This window comes from Thalassospira lohafexi (assembly GCF_002844275.1).
Lineage (GTDB): Bacteria > Pseudomonadota > Alphaproteobacteria > Rhodospirillales > Thalassospiraceae > Thalassospira > Thalassospira lohafexi.
Genome location: NZ_NXGX01000004.1, coordinates 20,675 through 40,478, shown reverse-complemented (window position 1 = coordinate 40,478; position 19,804 = coordinate 20,675). Strand labels below are relative to the sequence as shown.

The following is a 19,804-nucleotide window of genomic DNA, read 5'->3' as shown; positions in this document are numbered from 1 at the left end:
GTTTCCGCCAAGAATTATTCGCCGTAGGGTCAGGACCTATTAATTTGATTGAAATGGCAGTCGTTATATTTGCCAAATCCAAGGAAAAGCCCGCAGAACGGGTCGGCATCCCGAACAAGGGATTTGACGCAGGAGTTGACAAATATAACGACTGTCCTTCGGATCAGTCAGATTTGCACGGGCTACTTTGTCGCAAAAACTTGAAAGATATATATCTTCCTGCATTCTTGCTTCGCCTATCCGCACAAATCTGATTGACCAGTTCAACCAAATTAATAGGCCCTGACCCTAGCATTACCACAAGCAAAGTTGCACCCGACATGACCACGCGCAAGCCGATCATTGGTATTACACTCGATTCCGAAGAACCGGGTGGTTATTCGAAATTCCCGTGGTATGCGCTGCGTGAAAACTATGCCGGTGCTGTGGCGCAAGCCGGTGGCATTCCAATGCCCCTGCCCCATGAGGTTGACCTTGTGCCTGATCTGCTTGATCTGATTGACGGGCTGGTGGTGACCGGCGGGGCGTTTGATGTTTCGCCAACCCTGTTTGGCGCAGAAGAAGTCCATGATACGGTTGTCACCAAAGATCGCCGCACCAAGTTTGAATGGGCGATGGCCGAAGGTGCGCTTAAACGTGATATGCCGGTTCTAGGGATTTGTGGCGGGCAGCAATTGCTTAACGTGATCCTTGGCGGGTCGCTGATCCAGCACATTCCTGATAGCGTCAAAAACGCGCTGGCGCATGAACAGTCCAATCCGCGTGATGAAGCCGGTCACGATGTCACGGTTGAACCGGGCACACTGCTTGCGAAAATTGTTGGCGACGTCAAAACGCTTTCGGTCAATTCCGCCCACCATCAGGCGGTTGATGGGGTTGGCCCGGATGTGATCATTAACTCGGTCGCGCCTGACGGCGTGATCGAAGGCATTGAACATCCGAAATACCGTTATTGTCTCGGGGTCCAGTGGCATCCCGAATTTCATATCAGTTCGGGCGATGCGAAGATTTTCGACGCCCTGATTTCCGAGGCCCGCACATGAGCGACAAGACCCCGACACCAGGTGAAAACAAACCCGAACGCATTGCCAAGCGCATTGCACGGTCGGGCGTCTGTTCGCGCCGCGATGCCGAACGCATGATCGACGAAGGCCTGGTCAAACTGAACGGCAAGGTGCTTGATAGCCCCGCCGTCACCGTGACCAACGAAGACGAGATTTACGTCAACGGTAAACCCTTGCCGGAAAAAGAAAAACCGCGTCTTTGGCGTCTGTTTAAAAAACGCGGACTGGTCACCAGCCACCGCGATGAACAGGGCCGCGATACAGTATTTGAACATCTGCCAAGCTATGTGCCGCGTGTCATTTCAGTCGGACGGCTTGATTTGAACTCCGAAGGGTTGTTGTTGCTGACCAACGACGGCGAATTGGCCCGTTATCTAGAACTGCCTGCAACTGGTTGGGCGCGCCGATATCGTGTGCGTGTGCATGGCCGCATTGAAGAATCAAAGCTTAAACAGCTTGAAGAAGGTGTCACCGTTGATGGTGTGCACTACGGATCGATCCATGCCGAGGTTGATGTTCAAAAAGATTCCAACGCCTGGATGACGGTGACCTTGCGCGAAGGCAAAAACCGGGAAATCCGGCGCGTGATGGAACATCTTGGCTGGCCGGTCACCCGTTTGATGCGCGTGTCCTATGGTCCGTTCCAGTTGGGCAGCCTTGCCCCGGGTGATTGCGAAGAAATCACCGGCAAGGTGATGAAAGAACAACTCGCAGCCTTCTTTAAGGGTGATTACAGCAAGGTTTCTGAAAAGAAATCCGTGGCACGTGGCGGCACATCGCGCCCCAAAGCACCGCGCACTGTTTTTGGCCAACCCGCACAGCGCAAACGCCAGCAAGGCGGTCCGGCCCAAAACCCGAACGCCAATACCAATGGCACCGATGACGACCCGCGCGATAGCCGTGCAGGCCGTCCAAGCCTTGGCCGTCCGGGGGCGGGTCGCTCCTATGGACGCCCATTGGACCGTTCCGAAGGTGATCGCAACGAGGCGGATCGTGATGGTGGCAATGACCGTCGTGGCAATGATGCCCCTCGTGGTGGGGCCTCGCGTGATGATAAGCGCAGTGCTTCGTCGCGCTCGGAAAAGCCGCGCATCGGCGCAGCCCCCCGTCCGGGTGGCCGCGGAAAACCGGCCGCCAGCAACGCCCGTCCAGAACGCGATGACCGTGATGATCGTAACGATCGCAGTTCGGGCCGTCCGACCGACAAGGGACGCGGACGCTATGCGCCGGGTGGGGCATCTGGTTCTGACAAACCCGGTCGCGGCAGATTTGCCGGTTCCGATGCTAGAGATGGTCGTGGCCGTGACGATGCCAGAGACGGACGTGGCCGTGATGGCGGTCGAGACGGTGGGCGAAATAGTGGCCGAGATGGCTTTGGACGCGATGGCGCCAGAGATTCTGGTGGCAGAGACTCTGGTGGTAGAGACGGTGGAAACCGCAATAGCGGTTCGCGCGGCACAGGACCACGCGGCAGTACCGGCGGACGGAGCAGCAATGCCCGTGATGGCGGACGTGACAGTGCGGGACGCGACAGTGGCGGACGCGACGCTGGAAACCGTGACGGGGGTTCACGCGGCACCGGTGCACGTGGTACTGGCCCACGGGGCAGCACTACCCGTGATGGTGGGCGCGATACTGGACGTGGCGGTTCTCGCGATAGTGCCCGTGACAGCGGCCGGCGCGATGGTGCCGGGTTCGCGGGCGGTCGCGGCAAGCCGGGTGGCAAACCAGCCGGTCGTTCAGGCAACAGTACAAGCACCCCGGGTCGCAAGCCCGCAGGCAACCGCCCACGCGGCAAGAAGGACTAATCGAACATGCGGATTGTAGGTGGCAGTCATCGCGGCCGGGCTCTGACCCCGCCAGCAGGACGTGAAACACGCCCGACCCTTGATCGTGTACGCGAAGCGCTTTTTAGCATCCTGTCGCATGCATCGCGCTGGTATGAGGATGATTTCCATCCGCTGTTTGATGGCGTGATCCTTGATGCCTATGCCGGATCGGGGGCCCTGGGCCTTGAAGCGATTTCACGCGGGGCAAGCAAGGCGGTTTTGTTTGATACTGATCGCGGTGCTCTGGCGGTGATCGAAGAAAACATCACCAATTTGAAGCTTGGCGATCAGGCACGCGTTCAGCGTGCCGATGCCACCAAGCCACCACGCGCATCTGCCCCCGCCAGCATGGTTTTCCTTGATCCGCCCTATGGCAAGCAATTGCTTGAAACCAGCATTACTGCCCTTGCTGCTGCGGGCTGGATTGATGGCAACACATTAATCATTGCCGAACGTGACCCACGCGACCCGGAAATCACGCTGGACGGGTTTGAGCTGTGTGACAGCCGCAAATACGGAAAATGCCAGATCGATATCGGACGGTTTTCGGCCTGACCTAATATCCTTTGCGTAAAGCTGGACATCACATCAGCCTGCTGCAAAAACCCGTGATCTGTGGTAGCGTTTTGACGTTAAACGATATGGTTAAGCGCAATGAAACCCTTGCCCCAAACAGCACCGGACGGTGAATTTGGCCGTCGCCTGCGCCATTGGCGTCGCGAAAGCGACATCAAGCAGGCCCGCCTTGCCGATATTCTGGGCGTCACGCAGGCGACCGTTTCGCGCTGGGAAAAGGGCATGCAACGCCCCGCCCCGGTCCAGCTTGACCTGATTGATCAGATGATGACGCGCAAGCGCAATTTCCGTCTGGATCAGGCAATCAAACGGCTTGTCATTCATTCGAACCAGCGCGTGCACCTGATCGAAGACCGATCCCACCGGTTGCTCTGTGCCTCACAGGCCCGCGAACATGAATGGCAACGTGATTGTTCCGATCTTCTGGGCACATCACTTTGGCGGTTTGCCACACCGGAAATCGCGGTTGCGGAAAAAAGCCTGCATGTCCTTGGCTGGCACGAAGATCAAACCGACCACCTGACATTTGAAACATCGCGGCGCGACGGCGCACCGATGCGCATTGTCGATAGCTACATCCTGTGGGAACGGTTCTTCCTGTCAGACGGGACGGCGGTGCGCCTGACAACCGGGTTTGATCACGCGCCTCACACCATCTAACGCATTTTGCCATAACCACGCATATTTCATTCGTGGATATTCAAGGCGGTTTTCAGGTACATCTGAAAACCGCCTTTTGCATGTTTGCCAAGATTTAAAAGCACCGGCAAAACTGCACAGCAAACCGAAAATAAAAGACACCAAACGGACACGCCCCACATGCCACCGATCTTTGCTATTTCGATCCTGTACGGACTTGGACTGACAGCCTCAATGCAGGTCGGCTTGATCGGCCCAATTGCGCCTGATTTGCGTGCGGGTTTTGGATTAAGTCAGGCAGAATTTGGCCTTGTGGCATCGCTGATTACAGCTGCCGGTGCGCTGACCGCCATTCCAACAGGTGTTTGGGCCGCCCGCGCCGGATTGCGTAAATCGCTTGTTCTGGGCTGTTTGATGATGATCCTTGGCGCAACCATCTTTGCAGCGGCCGATGTCGCCGTCATGCTGTATGTCGGGCGGGTTGTAACCAGCATCGGCTATCTTTTGATTGTCGTCGGCGCACCAAGCTGGATGGCCGGATTTGATAATCCCAAAATTGTCGCCATGGCCATGAGCATCTGGGGCACGTTTATTCCGGTCGGCATTGCCATGGGCAACTGGGTCAGTGCGGCAGTGCTGGTTTGGCTTGACTGGCGGCTGGCGGTTGTGGCCTGCACGGTTCCGGTTGTGATCCTGTTACCTTTGCTTGCCATTATGACGCCCCCCACAACAAGCACACCACGTAAATCGCTTCTGGTCGGGGTCATCGGGGTTTTAAAATCACGTGCGGCCTTACGTGTCGCGCTGACATTTTCGGCTTTTGCCGGGGCGACCTCAGCCGCCCTTGCCTTCATGCCCACAATGCTTGCCGATAATCTTGATATCGGCATCGCACCCGCCGCCGGAATTATTGGCACCACAGCCATTGTCGGCAATATCATCGGCAGCGTCGGGGCTGGCATGGCATTGGGCCGAAATATTGCCGGACGTCGGATTTTGATGCTGTTTTTACCCATAATGGCAGTTGCGATTTCCACTCTTTTTGTCAGCACGCATATGCCACTGAGCCTGACGGCACTGATCATATTTAACATCGGTCAAGGGGCGGTTGCTGGCACATGCTTTGCCCTTTTGCCCGGCATTGCCAAAGGTGGGCTTTCGATGCCCGCCCTTCAGGGGATGCTTGCCCAATTCGCCGAGATTTTTGTCGTGATTGTCCCACCTATTGCTGGTGCGATGATCGATCGGAGCGGCTGGTCCGGGGCAGCGGGGGTTCTTGGCGCGCTTTACTTTGCCGGCTTCCTGATTTCACTGGGAAAATCGTCACAGAAACGCAGTGCAACATAAGGCGACCTATACGATACGATGACTTGACCTGTCCATCGAAGCAGGCGACTCTCATGCTCTGAAGCAGTCGGGAGTACTGCGAAGCTCGTAACAGGGAAAACGGAATGAAACTGATCAAGGCCATCTTTATCGGCACGATATTGCTTGGTCTTATGGTTGTTTCCGGCTTTTTCATCTGGCTTGCCCCGATCGGCGCCGGTTACAGCGCAAAGATCATGTGTTCGGCCATTTTTGTAAACGGGCTGCCATCCAGCCGGGCGCAGGCCGAAGATGTTCTGGCCGATAACAACCCGCTATTGTCATTGATTACGACCAATGTTGATCTGCGCAACCAGACTGTTAGCGCACATGCCTTTGGTTTTCGCAAACGCTGGGCGGTGTATCGGCCACATCTGGGTTGCGTTCTGGCCAATGATGAAGACCAGATCACCCGTTTACGCAACAGTACCCCTCTTATCAGCCCCATCACGGCAAGGCCGCTTTTAACCGGACCATTGCCGATTGATGTCGAACGCCGTGCACTTACCGGCCTGTTGTTTGACGCGATGGATGAACCCGGCCCGAAACCAACGCGGCGCACCCGCGCCCTTGTCATTTTGCATCAAGGCAAGGTGATTGCAGAACGTTATGACGACGGGATTTCTGCCAACACGCCCCTTCCCGGCTGGTCGATGACCAAAAGCGTGTTTAATGCGCTGCTTGGTCGGATGCAGTTCGAAGGCATGATTGGCGACATGGCCGACCCGGTCCTGATCAATGAATGGCACGCAGAAGCAGGCGACCCACGCGCGACCATCACCTATGACAACTTACTGCATATGAGCAGTGGTCTCGAATTTGATGAAAGCTATGCCAACCCGTTATCAGACGTTGTGCAGATGCTGTTCATCGAACCGGCCGCCGCCGGGTTTGCCGTGTCCCAACCACTTACCAATTCCCCCGGGGAGGTCTTTTCCTATAACTCCGGGACAACCAACATTCTATCGGCTGCAATCCGCAATCTGAGCGGATCGCGCGAAACATACCAAAAACGTCCGGCAGAACTTCTGTTCCGTCCGCTTGGCATTAACAATGCCGTGATTGAAACCGATCAGGATGGCTACTTTATCGCATCAAGCTTCATGCATGCCACCGCACGCGATTGGGCAAAAATCGGTCAGCTGTTCCTGCAAGACGGCGTGTGGGACGGCGAACGTCTTTTACCCAAAGGATGGGTGGATTACTCCACCACCCCGGCACCAGCCGCGCCAAATGGTAATTACGGCGCGCATTGGTGGCTTGATCTGCCGGGCGGCACTGATGACCGCCCTGGTGCACCGCAGGTACCCGATGATGCCTTTTTCGCGCTTGGGCATGATGGACAATCCATCAGCGTCATTCCGTCAAAAGAACTGGTTGTTGTTCGTTTGGGCCTGACGCGCAACCGCGATGCTTTTGATTTGCGCCAGTTCATCGCCAACCTGAGCCAGCTTTTCCCAACAGTTGATCCAAACGCCACCAAGCTGCCAGACGGCGAGGGCGAGGATCAAGATGCAGGGCAGAACGAAAAACCTGCTGAATAAAGCCAGCTTAGATCAAACCAACAACATATCCCAGCAATGCCCCCAACCCGACCAAAGCCCACACTGGCATGACCCGCCATTGCAGGATGGCAAAGGCCACAGCGACACAGACGATATCGACAGCATTATGAATGGCCCCGGTCCAGATCGGATCATATAAAACCGCTGCCAGCAAGCCGACCACAGCCGCGTTAACGCCCAGTAATCCTGCCCGCATGCTTTGCACATGCCGCACACGATCCCAGAACGGCAAGATGCCAATCACCAGCAACCATGCAGGCAAAAAAATCGCGATGAGTGTGATCAAAGCCGTAACCGAACTGATCAACCACGTGCCCGATCCCTCACCCGCATGAAGCACAGCCCCAAGATAGGCGGCAAAGGTAAAAATCGGACCGGGCACTGCCTGTGTTGCGCCGTACCCGGCAAGGAAGGCTTCCTGATTGACCCAACCCGGATCAACCACGGCAGCCTCAAGCAAGGGCAAAACAACATGCCCACCACCAAACACCAATGCGCCACTGCGGTAAAACCCATCAATCACGGCAAACAGCCCACTGTGATCAAAATGGGCGACAATCGGCAGCCCTGCGAGCAACACAAAGAACAGGCCAAGCGCAAAAACCGCACCCTTGGTGGAATGCGATGTTGGCGCATCGTACCTCTCGGGCTCGGTTACAGTACGTAGCAGGATAAACCCGGCAATCATGCCGCCGATAATCACGCCAAATTGCGCCAACACCGTATCGCTGACAATCATCACACCGGCCGAAACCACCGCAATGGTGGCGCGTGGCACGTCCGGACACAGGTTTCGGGCCATCCCGACAAGCGCATGGGCGACAACGCCAACCGCCACCAATTTGAGCCCCCGAATGACGTTATCAATCGCCGCCAGATCAAAATGCACAAATGTTATGCCAAGAACCGCCAGGACAATCGCCGACGGCATGGTAAAGCCAAGCCACGCCATAAGGGATCCACGTACCCCGCCAAGCGCCATGCCAATCCCCATCCCGACCTGTGAACTGGCCGGTCCGGGGGCGAATTGACACAAAGCCACCAGATCGGCATAGCGCGAATCACTTAGCCAGCGACGACGATGCACGAACTCTTCGCGGAAATAACTGATATGGGCGACCGGCCCGCCAAAGCTGGTCAGGCCAAGACGCAAAAAGATCAGGAAAACCTGCCAAAGTGTGACCCCATCGGCTGGCAGAACACCTGTATCGGCGTTGTTTGCCCCGCCCTTATCCTGATCGGCTTTCGCCGTATCACTTGGTGTCTTTTGTGACATTGCCGGCCTCGTCCCCTGATCGTTTGGCATATTCGTGCCGCCAGACCATATCCAATGGCACCACTGGCGAAAAGCCAAAAGCCGACCATTTGGCAATCGTCACGAAACCATAACAAAACCCCTGCCACGCGGCTTGAACCGAATGACAGGGGTTTGATTTTTAAATCGGAACGTCTTATCGGCCTTATCGGAAGGCTGGCTCGTCCAACGACCGCAATTTGCGCGAATGAAGCTGATTGACGTCCTGGCGCAGCGTATCGATCGTATCAAGCCCGACCTGAAGGTGCTGGCCGATACGCTGACGGTAGAACGTGTTTGCCATGCCCGGCAGTTTCAATTCGCCGTGCACCGGTTTGTCCGACACACATAGCAACGTTCCATACGGAACGCGGAACCGGAAACCGTTGGCGGCAATGGTCGCACTTTCCATATCGACCGCAATTGCACGTGACTGGTTAAGGCGGACAAACAGTTCGCTATAACGCAGTTCCCAGTTCCGGTTATCGGTTGTGGCAACCGTCCCGGTCCGCATGCGTGCCTTCATCTCGCGGCCTTTAAGACCAGTGATTTTGGTCACCGAATTTGCCAATGCGACTTGCACCTCGGCAATTGGCGGCACGGGAACCCACAATGGCAGATCGGAATCAAGCACATGATCATCGCGGACATACCCGTGTGCAAGAACGTAATCCCCCAAAAGCTGACTGCGGCGCAATCCGGCACAATGGCCCAGCATCAACCAGCAATGCGGTCGCAGGACCGCGATATGGTCGGTGGCCGTTTTGGCATTCGACGGGCCAACACCGATATTGACCAGCGTCACGCCCAACCCGTCTTCGCGGACCAGATGGTAGGATGGCATCTGAGGCAGTTGTGCTGCCGCCTCACCACTTTCTTTCCACTTTTTAGGAGCATTTTTGCTGACATGAACCTTTGGCCCCGGCTCGACAAAGGCGATATACGGACTTTCGGGATCATCAAGCTGTTCCTTGGCAAACTCGATGAACTCATCGACATAGCGCTGATAGTTGGTGAACAGCACGAACTTTTGAAAATGTTCCGGTGCGGTTGCCGTGTAATGGCGAAGACGTGCCAGCGAATAATCAACCCGTTCGCCCGAAAACAGCGACAGCGGCTTTGGCCCGGCTGTCACCCCGTAATGAACACCGTTTGCGATGTCATCATCGGTCCGCGCCAGATCAGGCATATCAAAGACCATCTGCAACTGACGGATATCGGTCGGGCCGATGCTATCGGTTGCGGTTTCGACCAGAAACGGCAATGGGATCGGGCGATCCGACACACCGACAACAACCGGGACGTCGTGATTTTTCAGCAGAAGTTCGATCTGCTGGCGGTAATATTCTTCAAACACATCCGGACGGGTGAGCGTCGTGCCATAAACACCGGGGTCGCGGGGGGCACCAAAAGACAATGTGCTTTCGACATGCAGTTTTTCCGGCGGCACTTCAATTCCCAGATACGGGTAGTATGCGCGCACAGGGGAAGATTGCTTACCTTCGCCGAAAAGATCAAAGGCCTCTTGGACAGCCTTGGCACCGTTCGCATAGATGTCCTTTATGCGCTCAAGTGCCTTTTGGGCGTCGGTGAATTCAAACAGTTCTCTTACAGACCCGTGAACTTCTGAAACCATAATGGATGCTCCTTTTTGTTATTGTTGTTTGGTCCTGTTGTTTTGCGTCTACATGACTTTATTCAAGTGACAGCAAATAACAACAGCCCTTGGAGCGAGAGATTTATCACCGCTCGCCCGTCACCTGACAACCGAAAACTTTTTGGGTTTCCTCAATCAGCAGGCGAAGTCGTCTTCATGCCATAACATGCATATTTCGCTTTGGCCCGGTTTGCCGTCGGTTTCAGCAGGTTATGACTTATATGTCGGGATGATTTTCAAGAATTCCAAATGACAGTTTTGATGCGCTGATCATAACAGCATCAAAAATACTGGCACGCTTGTGGCGTCGTCACCTGTACAGAACTGGAATGCAGATAAAAAAAGGGCCGAAACCGGGGGACGGTTTCGGCAATTTCGAGGAGGTGCCTTAGACGTTGAGGGAAAAGACGGTCAACCTCGATGTATGATTAGTATCTGACCAATGGTCACTAAAGTCAATATTATTTTATATCAACTTCCATGCATAAAATGCATGCCTTAGCTGCGCGCCCCTACTTTATTCGCTATCTCGCGCAGTTTTCTCAGACGACGAAACGCCTCAATATCAAATGTCCCGTCGTCACCTATATCGTCTGCCTGTATGTTTTCAACAACATCAGCTGCCCGCAGGTCACTTTTTACAAGACTTTCAATTTCTTGTTGTTCTTCTTTGTCATCGAGTGCCCCGCGAACATAGGCAAGGATGTCTTCCTTGCCATAGATCGCAAGAACCGCACACATTTTAAGCTGCCTCTGAAACATAACGGGATGCATGTTCACGTGCTTCGATTCGACCGACTGACGCACGCAGCTTACGGCGTGCACGGCCAACGCGGGATTTTACAGTCCCGATTTCCACACACATCTGATCAGCAGCATCCTGATAGGATACGTCTTCAACAGCCGTTAGCATGATTGCCTGACGTTCCTGTTCAGGCAGCTCTTCAAGAACACGGTCAGCATCACGAAGCTGCAAACGCGCCATCTGATTGCTACCATGACCGTAAACGTCGCCCAAATCATCCCAGTCCACTTGCGGACCACGCGTTTTTTCGCGGCGCTTGCCTGAAATAAACGTGTTGAACAGAATCCGGTGCAACCAAGCCTTCAGGCTCGTACCTTCTTCGAACTGATCCTTTTTGCTGATGGCTTTCAACAGGGTGTCCTGAACCAGATCCTGTGCACGGTCCATGCTGCCAGCCAGCCGATATGCATGACGGCGCAACGCGGGTACATGATCTTCGATTTCATTCATCACTTGTTTAGACATCACAACCTCCTTGTTCGATGCCCCAACCGTAACAAATAAAAATAATAGTTAAAGTAAAATCGTATACTTCACTTAGGCAATACAGTGCAGTTGCTACATATACATAACAACATCAACACACATATTTGACATATTATAGTTCACCGGCTGAATGTACATCCATTACTATAAATAATTACTTTACATTACTTACTTAACTGAATGGACTTACGCCAACTAAGCAAGATGGTTGTCTTATGGAACAAACAGCGGTAACGTAAGTTACTCCAAAATTTTGAAGTGCCTTGATAATCAACGGCTTCAGGCGGATGTTAGTCCCGCTGTAAACGACAGGAAATCCACGTGGCATCCCCGAAAAGAACAGAAAAACTCCAGATTATGCTGGATGACGATGAACTAAAGGTCATTGATGATTGGCGTTTTGAGCATCGTATGCCGACACGTGCAGCCGCTATTCGCGAACTTATCCGCCGCGGCTTGATCAACGAAAAGCTCGCTGAACCGGAAACAGATGGCAAAGCCACAACTGATTTCCGCGTCGAATCAGAATAAATTTTCTGTTTTATCATCAAAATGGCCCGGTAATTTACCGGGCCATTTGTCTTTTTCGTACTGTATCAACCAGAATTTCGACTGACTTTGGGCTTTCGCCCCTCGAATATGCGGGCGATTCCGGCCCCGAAACCTAAAACCAGCAACCATAATCCGTAATATCGCAATGCACGCGAAGCCGAAATTGCAATGACAAACAGCCAAATCGGATAGGATGCTGCCCCGGCAGCCAATGCGGCAATTTGCATGGGGACTGGCGTGACACTGATGGCAAACACCACCCAGAACCCACCCGTTTCAAATTTGGTCTGCAAATCGTCAAACTGCGCCTGACCGCCCGCCATATCAATTAGCGGCTGGGCCAGATCGTCAAACAGCAGATAGGCCAAAAGATACAACGCCAACGCACCTGCGACACTGCCAGCAAGTGTCACGGTCGCGACAATAAAACCGCGTGCACGCGACGCTGCCATAACCGGCGCGATCACAATTTCAATGGGGATAGGGATGATTGTGGTTTCCATGAAGGACGCCAGCGCAATCCCCCAAAGCCCCTTTCGGCCCGCCGCCAGCGTAGCAAGACGGTCCTGCCAGATTTTCAGTTTTTGCCGCATCGACGATGGTGAGTGTTGTTTTTCATTTTTTGCCATTCAGACCGCCCTTTGCATCGACCTAACGAATGCCCGCACAAAGAAACAGCCCGCCCGAAATGGGCGGGCTGCAACTCCCGGAACGTCACGTCACCGAGTTCAAGTTGTGATGTCTTACTCGACGGTTTGATCGTCCGAGAGAGCATTCTGAGCATCTTCAAGCGCGGTCATGGTATTTTTCTTTACCTCTTCCCAGCTTTCGGCGGACGCTTCCTTCGCGTCTTCGAACGCCTCACCAAGCTCGGCGCTTGCACCATTCCATGCTTCAGCAAGTTCATCGACAGCTTCTTCGCTGTCCTGTTTCACACTCGCTGATACCTCGTCATACTGGTCGCCCAACTGGTCACTTTTCTCTTCGACCCAAGCCAGAAACTCATCTTTCTCTTCATAGGTGAAGTCCTTCGCGTCTTCATACTCGTTCGCGACCTTGTCACCCATTTTGTTGGCGTCCGATTTCATTGCGTCGTCGGTTGCCATCGTATCTGCCTGGTCGGTCGTCGCAGTCGATCCGGCATATACAGGACCGGCAACAGCAACAGACATTATCGTACCAACCATAAGTGCAGTTTTACTAAACATCACAACCTCCTTATTCGTGAAATACAGCGCAATTACTTGCACGCTGCTTACAATGATCAACGGATGGGTCAAAAGAATGTTCCAATTATGTTGATTTTAATTCATGGAACTTTTGCCTCCCCCTTTACGTTTTTAAAGCAACTACCCGCGATACGGCGTACGTCTTGCGCCTGTCGCTGTCGCATAAAGACGCTCAAGAAACCAAAGGAGTTTTGAGATGGCACATAGCAGTATGAAAACCGTTGCGAAGGAATTTCCCGTCGATGCCGGTGTCGATCGCAAGGATCGTCAGAAACTTGCCAAAATGCTCACCCGGATCGTTGGTTCGTCGCACGTGCTTTATGCCAAAACCCGCGGCGTTCACTGGAACGTTGTTGGACCGACCTTTTATTCGCTGCATAAAATGACCGAAGAACACTATGAGGATCTGCATGTCGCAAACGACGATATGGCAGAACGCATCCGTGCAATCGGTTTCGCAGCACCGACCGGGATTACGGAAATGATTGAACATTCCGTCATCACCGATCAGGAAAAGCTCCTTCCGGCCAACGAAATGGTCAAGGAACTGGTCGAGGATCATGAAAAAATGGCCCGACTGATCCGTGACGGTGTTGCCGCAGCAGAAGAAGTCGAGGACGTAAAAACCGCCGACCTTCTGACCGAACGCATCGGCGTGCATGAAGAGTCCGCATGGATGTTGCGTGCAACAATTTCCTGATCTTGCCATAATGATGACCGGTGTCTGACACAGGCACCGGTCACAATGCATTTTTCCTTATCAAAGGGGATCCCGGTGAAAAACTCTGATCTAACGGGCAAAGTCAGTCTGTTGCTGACCAAATCAAAGCTTCCCGACGACTGGCGCCAGAATGGTGCCCAAGCCTTACGTGATGTGTTTGAAGATGCCGGGTATCAGACGAACCTGACCCTGTGTGAGGATCCATCCAAGATTCGTGATTGCATCATCAACGACACCGAACCGGGCGATATCGTTGTCGTTGGCGGCGGAGATGGCACAATGAATGCCATTCTTGATACCGTGATTGAACACAAGGTGGTGTTGATCCCCCTGCCCCTTGGCACGGCCAATGATTTTGCCCGCACACTGACATTGCTTGATGATCCCTTGACCGCCGCGCGTTCGGCAATTCATGGCCGGATCGCAATGATTGATGTTGGTCAGGTCAATGATCAGACTTTTGTAAATGCGGCGAGCATCGGCGTGCCCGCAGATGCCCGGCACCGGATCAATCCGGATTTAAAACGTGCCTTTGGCGCTGTCAGCTATGCAGTGGCAAACTGGCAAAGCTGGCAGGAAATGACACCGATGGATCTGTCAGTGACATGTGGCGATAACGCACCACAGTCGCTGACACTTCGGCAGTTGACCGTAACCAATGGTCGTTATTTTGGTGGCGGGCTGCGCCCAAGCGAAGCCAAACGCCCCGATGACGGCTACCTTCACATGTTTGCCATCCGCGATAGCGTCGATACACTAAGCGGCATGGACATTGCCGCCGAACTTCTGTTTGGCTCGGTCGATGATAGCACCTATGCCCTGACCATGGAATGTGACGAGATCACCATCACCGGGCAGGATGGCGCACCGATCCTTGCCGACGGTGAAATCATCAGTAAACTTCCCGCACATTTCACCATCCATCGCCGCGTACTTCCCGTATTTGCGCCAAACACCTTTTTTGATCTCGATACAGACGGTGCCCCACAGGAAGAAAGCCCACACGCAGACCTTACGCAGCGGGCCCTGATCAACGACATCATGGTAGATACCCTCGATTTTGCGATCCGGTTGGAAGCAATTTTCCCGGTGGCCAAAAGCGGTACATTACGGGCGGTCTGCAACGATGGCGCACGCGATCTCCGCGCTATTTCCCGTCAGCTTGAACTAGCCCTACACAAATATGGCCTTCCGACATCGTCACCCGATCCGGATTTGCACAGTCTCGAAGAACTGCGCGACCATGTTATGGGCTGGTTGCTTGAAAACGCCGACCAACGACTGGCACATGGCCTTAAAACCCGCTCAGATGCCCTGTCAACGCAAACAGAGCAGATTGACATGACGCAATTGCCTGCTGATGCGCAACACCCTATGGACGCGCTTAAAAGTGAAATCAGCCGTATCAGCAAAAGCTTTGCGGAACTAAAGGCATAATAAAAAAGGCAGCCTCAACAGGCTGCCTTTTTAAATTCTCTGTCCGCAGTTAAAATGCAACCGCAAATCTAATCTAGTCTTCAAGCCCAGCCAAACTGCGCGCAAAGGACCTTGCCTCGAACGGCCGCAAATCTTCAGCTGCCTCGCCAACACCGATGGCATGCACCGGCTTGCCGAATTTTTCGGCCAGCGCGACAACAACGCCCCCTTTGGCTGTGCCATCAAGCTTGGTGACAATTAGCCCGCTAACATTTGTTGCCTGGGAAAATGTTTCGACCTGTGAGTGGGCGTTTTGGCCGGTGGTCGCATCAAGAACCAGAAGCGTATCATGCGGCGCCGTCTCATCGCGCTTGGTGATCACCCGGACAATCTTTTTAAGTTCGTCCATCAGATGCGCCTTATTTTGCAGGCGACCAGCAGTATCAACCAACAGCACGTCATAGCCATCGCGCTTGGCCTGATCAATCGCGTCAAAGGCAAGACCGGCGGCATCCGCCCCGGTATCACGCGCAATTACCGGGCAATCGGTGCGCTCGCCCCAGACTTTAAGTTGCTCGACCGCGGCTGCACGGAATGTGTCGCCCGCCGCCATCATGACCTTGAGGCCCTGATCCTTATATGTTTTTGCAAGCTTGCCGATTGTTGTGGTTTTGCCCGATCCATTAACACCAACCACCAAAATCACATGGGGTTTCTTTGTCGGATCAATCACCAGTGGCTTGGCCACAGGCTCCAGGATTTTGGCAACTTCGTCGGCAATGAATTGCTGAATTTCCGCAGAATCGACTTCTTTGTCGAACCGGGTTTTGGCCAGTTCCGCGCTCAGCTTGGCAGCGGTTGTAACCCCAAGATCCGATGTAATCAGAAGATCTTCAAATTCTTCAAGCGCATCATCATCAAGACGGCGCTTGGTGAAGATGTCGGCAATCCCGGTGGTCAGCTTTGAGGAGGAGCGTTTCAGCCCGTTTTTTAACCGGGCAAACCAGCTTGTCTTCCCCTCTTCACTCATCCCGTAAGCTCCGCTATCAGTTTTCCATCTTCAAGGCCAGTGACTTTGGCCTTGGCTATCGTGCCCGCTTCTATCACGCGATCAAGCATAACGGGAGCAAAATGCTCCGTATGGCCGGTATTTTCCTTTTCAACCAAGACATTCTCGATCATGCCGATGCGTGACTTCAAAAATGTGTTGAGTTGAATATCCCCTGCGGCACGCAAAGCGGCCGCACGATCCTTACGAATGTCTTTTCGCACCTGGGGCATTTTTGCCGCCGGTGTGCCGGGCCTAGATGAATACGGGAAGACATGCAGGTAAATCAGGCCGCATTCGTCGACAAGACGCAGGGTATTTTCGGCCATCTCGTCAGTTTCGGTCGGGAAACCGGCAATGATATCAGCACCAAACGTTACATCAGATCGCAGATCACGGACTTTTTGGCAAAAATCGACTACGTCTTGGCGCAAATGACGACGTTTCATGCGTTTGAGAACCATGTCATCACCCGCCTGCAAACTGATATGCATATGGGGCATCAGACGCGGTTCGGTTTCGATCAAACGGAATAAATCCTCATCAACTTCAACCGGGTCAATCGATGAAATGCGCAGACGCGGCAATTCAGGCACCTGTGCCAGCAACCGACGTGACATCTGCCCCAAGGTCGGCTTGCCCGGTAAGTCATGACCATAGGACGTGATATCAACACCGGTCAGAACAACTTCGCCATATCCGTTGGCCACAAGTTCGCGCACCTGACTAACGATCTCGCCCATCGGCACACTGCGGGAATTCCCACGGCCAAACGGGATGATGCAAAACGTACAACGATGATCACAACCGTTTTGGACCTGCACAAAGGCGCGTGCACGACCTTCAAACCCGGAAACAAGGTGACTTGCGGTTTCCTCGACCGACATGATGTCGTTAACAACAACACGTTCATGGTCGGGCATCAGGAATGTTTCGGCCTTCATCTTGGCATCGTTGCCAAAAATACGGTCGATCTCGCCCATCTTGGCGAATTTGTCCGGATTGACCTGAACCGCACAGCCGGTCACGAAAATCTTGGCGTCCGGGTTTTCACGACGCAGGCGGCGGATGCTTTGCCGCGCCTGACGTTCCGCCTCGGTCGTGACCGCACATGTATTGATAATGATCGCATCATCAAGTCCCGCATTTTTGGCATGGTCGCGCATCACCTCGGATTCATAGGTGTTCAAACGACATCCAAATGTAACGACGCGTGGCTCTTTGATGCTCGACATTCTGCGATCAATCTCAGGTTCGGGAAATATTCCACAATGTCCCTTATTGAAGGAAAAGTGCGGAGCGCCCGGCAAGGTCAATCACCTTGCCGGGCGCTGGTTACATACGCTTTTGCACTGTTTAATGCAAGCCTGCGCCGTTCATGGCACACATGCACAAGACGCGCAAAACAACGCCCTTTGGGCACATTTACAGTAGAACGATGTGTTACTCGGCAGCAAAGTGACGGTTGCGACCATCCTTTTTTGCGCGGTACAGCGCACTGTCTGCACGATCAATCAGTTTTGCCCCGCCTTCATGGGCAACATATTCCGCCGCACCGACTGAAACCGTCATGTGGCCATATGAGGCCCCGGAATTCTTTGCCTTGATCTCGCGTGCGGCGATGCGTTTACTCATATCGGCGGCAACTTCCATCGCATCATCAAGCGAGGTTTGCGGAAGCAAAATCGCAAATTCATCCCCACCATAACGCGCAACGATATCGCGGCCCTTGATGTTGGCCTTAAGCATCGATGCGATCAAAACCAGAATTTCGTCGCCGATCCGATGACCAAACCGGTCATTGATGGACTTGAACTGATCAAGATCCACCATCATCACACAAAACGGCTCGGCGTCTTCGCTGCTGTCGTATTCCTTGGCAAGCTGGGAAAGCTGTTCTTCGAAATGCATGCGGTTCGAAACGCGGGTCAGGCCATCTGTGTAAGACCGTTCACGGGTTTGCTCAAGTTCGCGCTGAAGCAAAACAACGCGGTTAAGATATCCGTCCAACCGCACATGAAGGTTGTCGATGGTGGATTTCATTTCTTCGGTCTGGTCAACAATCTCGCCCACAACCGGCCCGACGTCCTTGTGCGCGCGAAGGGTCCCCAACGAACTTTTCAGCAGTTCACCATAACTGCGGATATTGTTTCGCGCCGACGTCAGGCATTCGTCACTGTTTTCGACAACCTGCGAAAAATCTTCCATTCCGCGCTGAAGGAAATCGGCGGCCTGACGGTCAAAGATATACCGATAGTATAGCTGCAGAAGGGTATCTTCGGCGAGATCATCTCCGCTGGCATTTACTGCATCAATGACCCGCAATATTTCCGGGTTTTCCGCAGCAAAATAAATGAACCACACATGATAAAGTTCGGGTGTTGGACGCAGACCGCGATCACGCAGGGCTTTCAGGGTTGCGTCGGCATATCCCCAATGACGAGATATCTGTTCTTCCGTCGTCGGCACAACGGTTGCTCCGGGTAATTTTATAAAAAAATCTCAATGGGTTATGATGATTTCGCATCAAATTCCGCACCAAGTTATCCTAATTCATCCCGCAGAGCCAGATTTACCCAGTAAAAACTATACTAAAGTGGTGGAATTCTTCCGGACTACTCACGCGCCCGGATCATCGTGCCTGCACCACGTTCTGTAAACAGCTCCAGCAAGACCGCATGCGGCGCACGACCATCAACAATTACAGATGCTTCAACCCCGTTCTGTACTGCATCCATGCAGGTTTCAGTTTTGGGTATCATGCCGCCTTGAATGGTCCCGTCCGCGATCATCTCATTGATATGGTCAATGGTGGCGTCCCGAACAAGGTTCTTGTCTCCATCAAGTATACCTTTTACATCCGTCAGCATATACAAACGGCTTGCACCAACCGCCTTGGCGATCGCACCAGCGGCGGTATCCGCATTGATATTGTATGTCTGCCCGTCTTCGCCAACACCGATTGGCGAAATAACCGGAATTATGTCGGTATTGATAAAGCAATCAAGCACATGCGGGTCCACTTTGACCGGTTCGCCGACAAAGCCAAGATCGAGCACTTTTTCGATATTGCTTTCAGGATCACGTTTGGTCCGCGTCAGTTTGCGCGCGGTGATAAGATTGGCATCCTTACCGCACAGACCAACAGCAACGCCGCCAGCGGCATTGATGTTTGAAACGATTTCCTTGTTGATTTTCCCTGCCAGAACCATTTCGACAACATCGATGGTCTGTTGATCGGTCACCCGAAGGCCGTCCACGAATTCCGACTGGATATTAAGCTGCTTAAGCATCTGGCCAATCTGCGGTCCCCCGCCATGCACCACAATCGGGTTCATACCGACCTGCTTTAAAAGCACCACATCCTGTGCGAACAAACGCGCCAGTTCGGGGTCACCCATCGCGTGACCGCCGTATTTAATAACAATCGTCTGACCGTTAAAGCGACGCATATAGGGAAGAGCTTCGGATAGGACCTTCGCACGGGCCAACGTCCGGTATGCGCTGGATTCCGATTGATCTTCTTCAGAACGGATTTCTTCGTTCATCCTACTCTTC

General features: G+C 53.4%; 19 protein-coding genes. 9 read left to right on the top strand and 10 right to left on the bottom strand.

The window, feature by feature from the left end:
* The first annotated feature begins 320 nt into the window (after positions 1 to 320).
* The 6 genes from COO92_RS10000 to COO92_RS09975 all read left to right on the top strand — a co-directional run bounded on the left by COO92_RS10000 (position 321) and on the right by COO92_RS09975 (position 7,017).
* On the top strand, positions 321 to 1,043 hold the full coding sequence (locus COO92_RS10000) for a gamma-glutamyl-gamma-aminobutyrate hydrolase family protein (protein WP_101301820.1): 723 nt from the start codon (positions 321 to 323) through the stop codon (positions 1,041 to 1,043).
* Positions 1,040 to 2,872 carry a pseudouridine synthase gene (locus COO92_RS22370; RefSeq protein WP_101301819.1) on the top strand — a complete coding sequence of 611 codons (1,833 nt, stop codon included), beginning with the start codon at positions 1,040 to 1,042 and terminating at the stop codon, positions 2,870 to 2,872. Before COO92_RS10000 ends, COO92_RS22370 begins: the two co-directional genes overlap by 4 nt.
* 6 nt (positions 2,873 to 2,878) lie before the next feature.
* A complete protein-coding gene (gene rsmD, locus COO92_RS09990) occupies positions 2,879 to 3,448 on the top strand; it encodes a 16S rRNA (guanine(966)-N(2))-methyltransferase RsmD (RefSeq protein ID WP_022734123.1) in 570 nt (189 codons plus the stop codon).
* Positions 3,449 to 3,547: 99 nt separating this feature from the next.
* A complete protein-coding gene (locus COO92_RS09985) occupies positions 3,548 to 4,129 on the top strand; it encodes a helix-turn-helix domain-containing protein (RefSeq protein ID WP_101301817.1) in 582 nt (193 codons plus the stop codon).
* Between the two features lie 159 nt (positions 4,130 to 4,288).
* Positions 4,289 to 5,455, top strand: a complete 1,167-nt coding sequence (locus tag COO92_RS09980) for an MFS transporter (protein WP_101301815.1) — start codon at positions 4,289 to 4,291, stop codon at positions 5,453 to 5,455.
* A gap of 104 nt (positions 5,456 to 5,559) precedes the next feature.
* Complete coding sequence (locus COO92_RS09975) at positions 5,560 to 7,017, top strand: serine hydrolase domain-containing protein (RefSeq protein WP_101301814.1); 1,458 nt, start codon at positions 5,560 to 5,562, stop codon at positions 7,015 to 7,017.
* Between the two features lie 7 nt (positions 7,018 to 7,024).
* Here COO92_RS09975 and chrA read toward each other — a convergent pair whose 3' ends face one another.
* From chrA to COO92_RS09955, 4 genes are all read right to left on the bottom strand, one after another.
* The gene (gene chrA / locus COO92_RS09970) at positions 7,025 to 8,314 is read right to left on the bottom strand and encodes a chromate efflux transporter (RefSeq protein ID WP_101301812.1); all 1,290 of its coding nucleotides are present in this window, start codon (positions 8,312 to 8,314) and stop codon (positions 7,025 to 7,027) included.
* A 184-nt stretch (positions 8,315 to 8,498) separates the two neighbouring features.
* Positions 8,499 to 9,968 (bottom strand): AMP nucleosidase, encoded by a 1,470-nt coding sequence (locus tag COO92_RS09965; RefSeq protein ID WP_101301810.1) that lies wholly within the window; start codon positions 9,966 to 9,968, stop codon positions 8,499 to 8,501.
* A 519-nt stretch (positions 9,969 to 10,487) separates the two neighbouring features.
* Complete coding sequence (locus COO92_RS09960) at positions 10,488 to 10,730, bottom strand: hypothetical protein (protein WP_101301808.1); 243 nt, start codon at positions 10,728 to 10,730, stop codon at positions 10,488 to 10,490.
* A gap of 1 nt (position 10,731) precedes the next feature.
* The gene (locus COO92_RS09955; protein WP_101301807.1) at positions 10,732 to 11,259 is read right to left on the bottom strand and encodes an RNA polymerase sigma factor; all 528 of its coding nucleotides are present in this window, start codon (positions 11,257 to 11,259) and stop codon (positions 10,732 to 10,734) included.
* Between the two features lie 342 nt (positions 11,260 to 11,601).
* Between COO92_RS09955 and COO92_RS09950 the strand changes: the two genes are divergently transcribed.
* A complete protein-coding gene (locus tag COO92_RS09950) occupies positions 11,602 to 11,811 on the top strand; it encodes a hypothetical protein (protein WP_022734131.1) in 210 nt (69 codons plus the stop codon).
* Between the two features lie 65 nt (positions 11,812 to 11,876).
* Here the strand turns inward: COO92_RS09950 and COO92_RS09945 are convergent, their stop codons facing one another.
* Positions 11,877 to 12,461, bottom strand: a complete 585-nt coding sequence (locus COO92_RS09945) for a YqaA family protein (RefSeq protein ID WP_101301806.1) — start codon at positions 12,459 to 12,461, stop codon at positions 11,877 to 11,879.
* Positions 12,462 to 12,575: 114 nt separating this feature from the next.
* The gene (locus COO92_RS09940) at positions 12,576 to 13,040 is read right to left on the bottom strand and encodes a hypothetical protein (protein WP_101302552.1); all 465 of its coding nucleotides are present in this window, start codon (positions 13,038 to 13,040) and stop codon (positions 12,576 to 12,578) included.
* Between the two features lie 217 nt (positions 13,041 to 13,257).
* Between COO92_RS09940 and COO92_RS09935 the strand changes: the two genes are divergently transcribed.
* Complete coding sequence (locus tag COO92_RS09935) at positions 13,258 to 13,761, top strand: Dps family protein (RefSeq protein WP_101301805.1); 504 nt, start codon at positions 13,258 to 13,260, stop codon at positions 13,759 to 13,761.
* 75 nt (positions 13,762 to 13,836) lie between these two features.
* The gene (locus COO92_RS09930) at positions 13,837 to 15,219 is read left to right on the top strand and encodes a diacylglycerol/lipid kinase family protein (protein WP_101302551.1); all 1,383 of its coding nucleotides are present in this window, start codon (positions 13,837 to 13,839) and stop codon (positions 15,217 to 15,219) included.
* Between the two features lie 73 nt (positions 15,220 to 15,292).
* On the opposite strand, the gene ftsY is transcribed toward COO92_RS09930, so the two are convergent.
* The 4 genes from ftsY to argB form a co-directional block, all read right to left on the bottom strand.
* Positions 15,293 to 16,228 (bottom strand): signal recognition particle-docking protein FtsY, encoded by a 936-nt coding sequence (ftsY, locus tag COO92_RS09925; protein ID WP_101301803.1) that lies wholly within the window; start codon positions 16,226 to 16,228, stop codon positions 15,293 to 15,295.
* Entirely contained in the window at positions 16,225 to 17,481 is a 1,257-nt protein-coding gene (mtaB, locus tag COO92_RS09920) for a tRNA (N(6)-L-threonylcarbamoyladenosine(37)-C(2))-methylthiotransferase MtaB (RefSeq protein ID WP_022734137.1), read from the bottom strand. Before mtaB ends, ftsY begins: the two co-directional genes overlap by 4 nt.
* Before the next feature lie 208 nt (positions 17,482 to 17,689).
* Positions 17,690 to 18,715, bottom strand: coding sequence for a GGDEF domain-containing protein (locus tag COO92_RS09915; protein WP_101301801.1), 1,026 nt, complete (start codon positions 18,713 to 18,715; stop codon positions 17,690 to 17,692).
* Positions 18,716 to 18,861: 146 nt separating this feature from the next.
* A complete protein-coding gene (gene argB / locus COO92_RS09910) occupies positions 18,862 to 19,794 on the bottom strand; it encodes an acetylglutamate kinase (RefSeq protein WP_022734139.1) in 933 nt (310 codons plus the stop codon).
* Positions 19,795 to 19,804 lie beyond the last annotated feature (10 nt).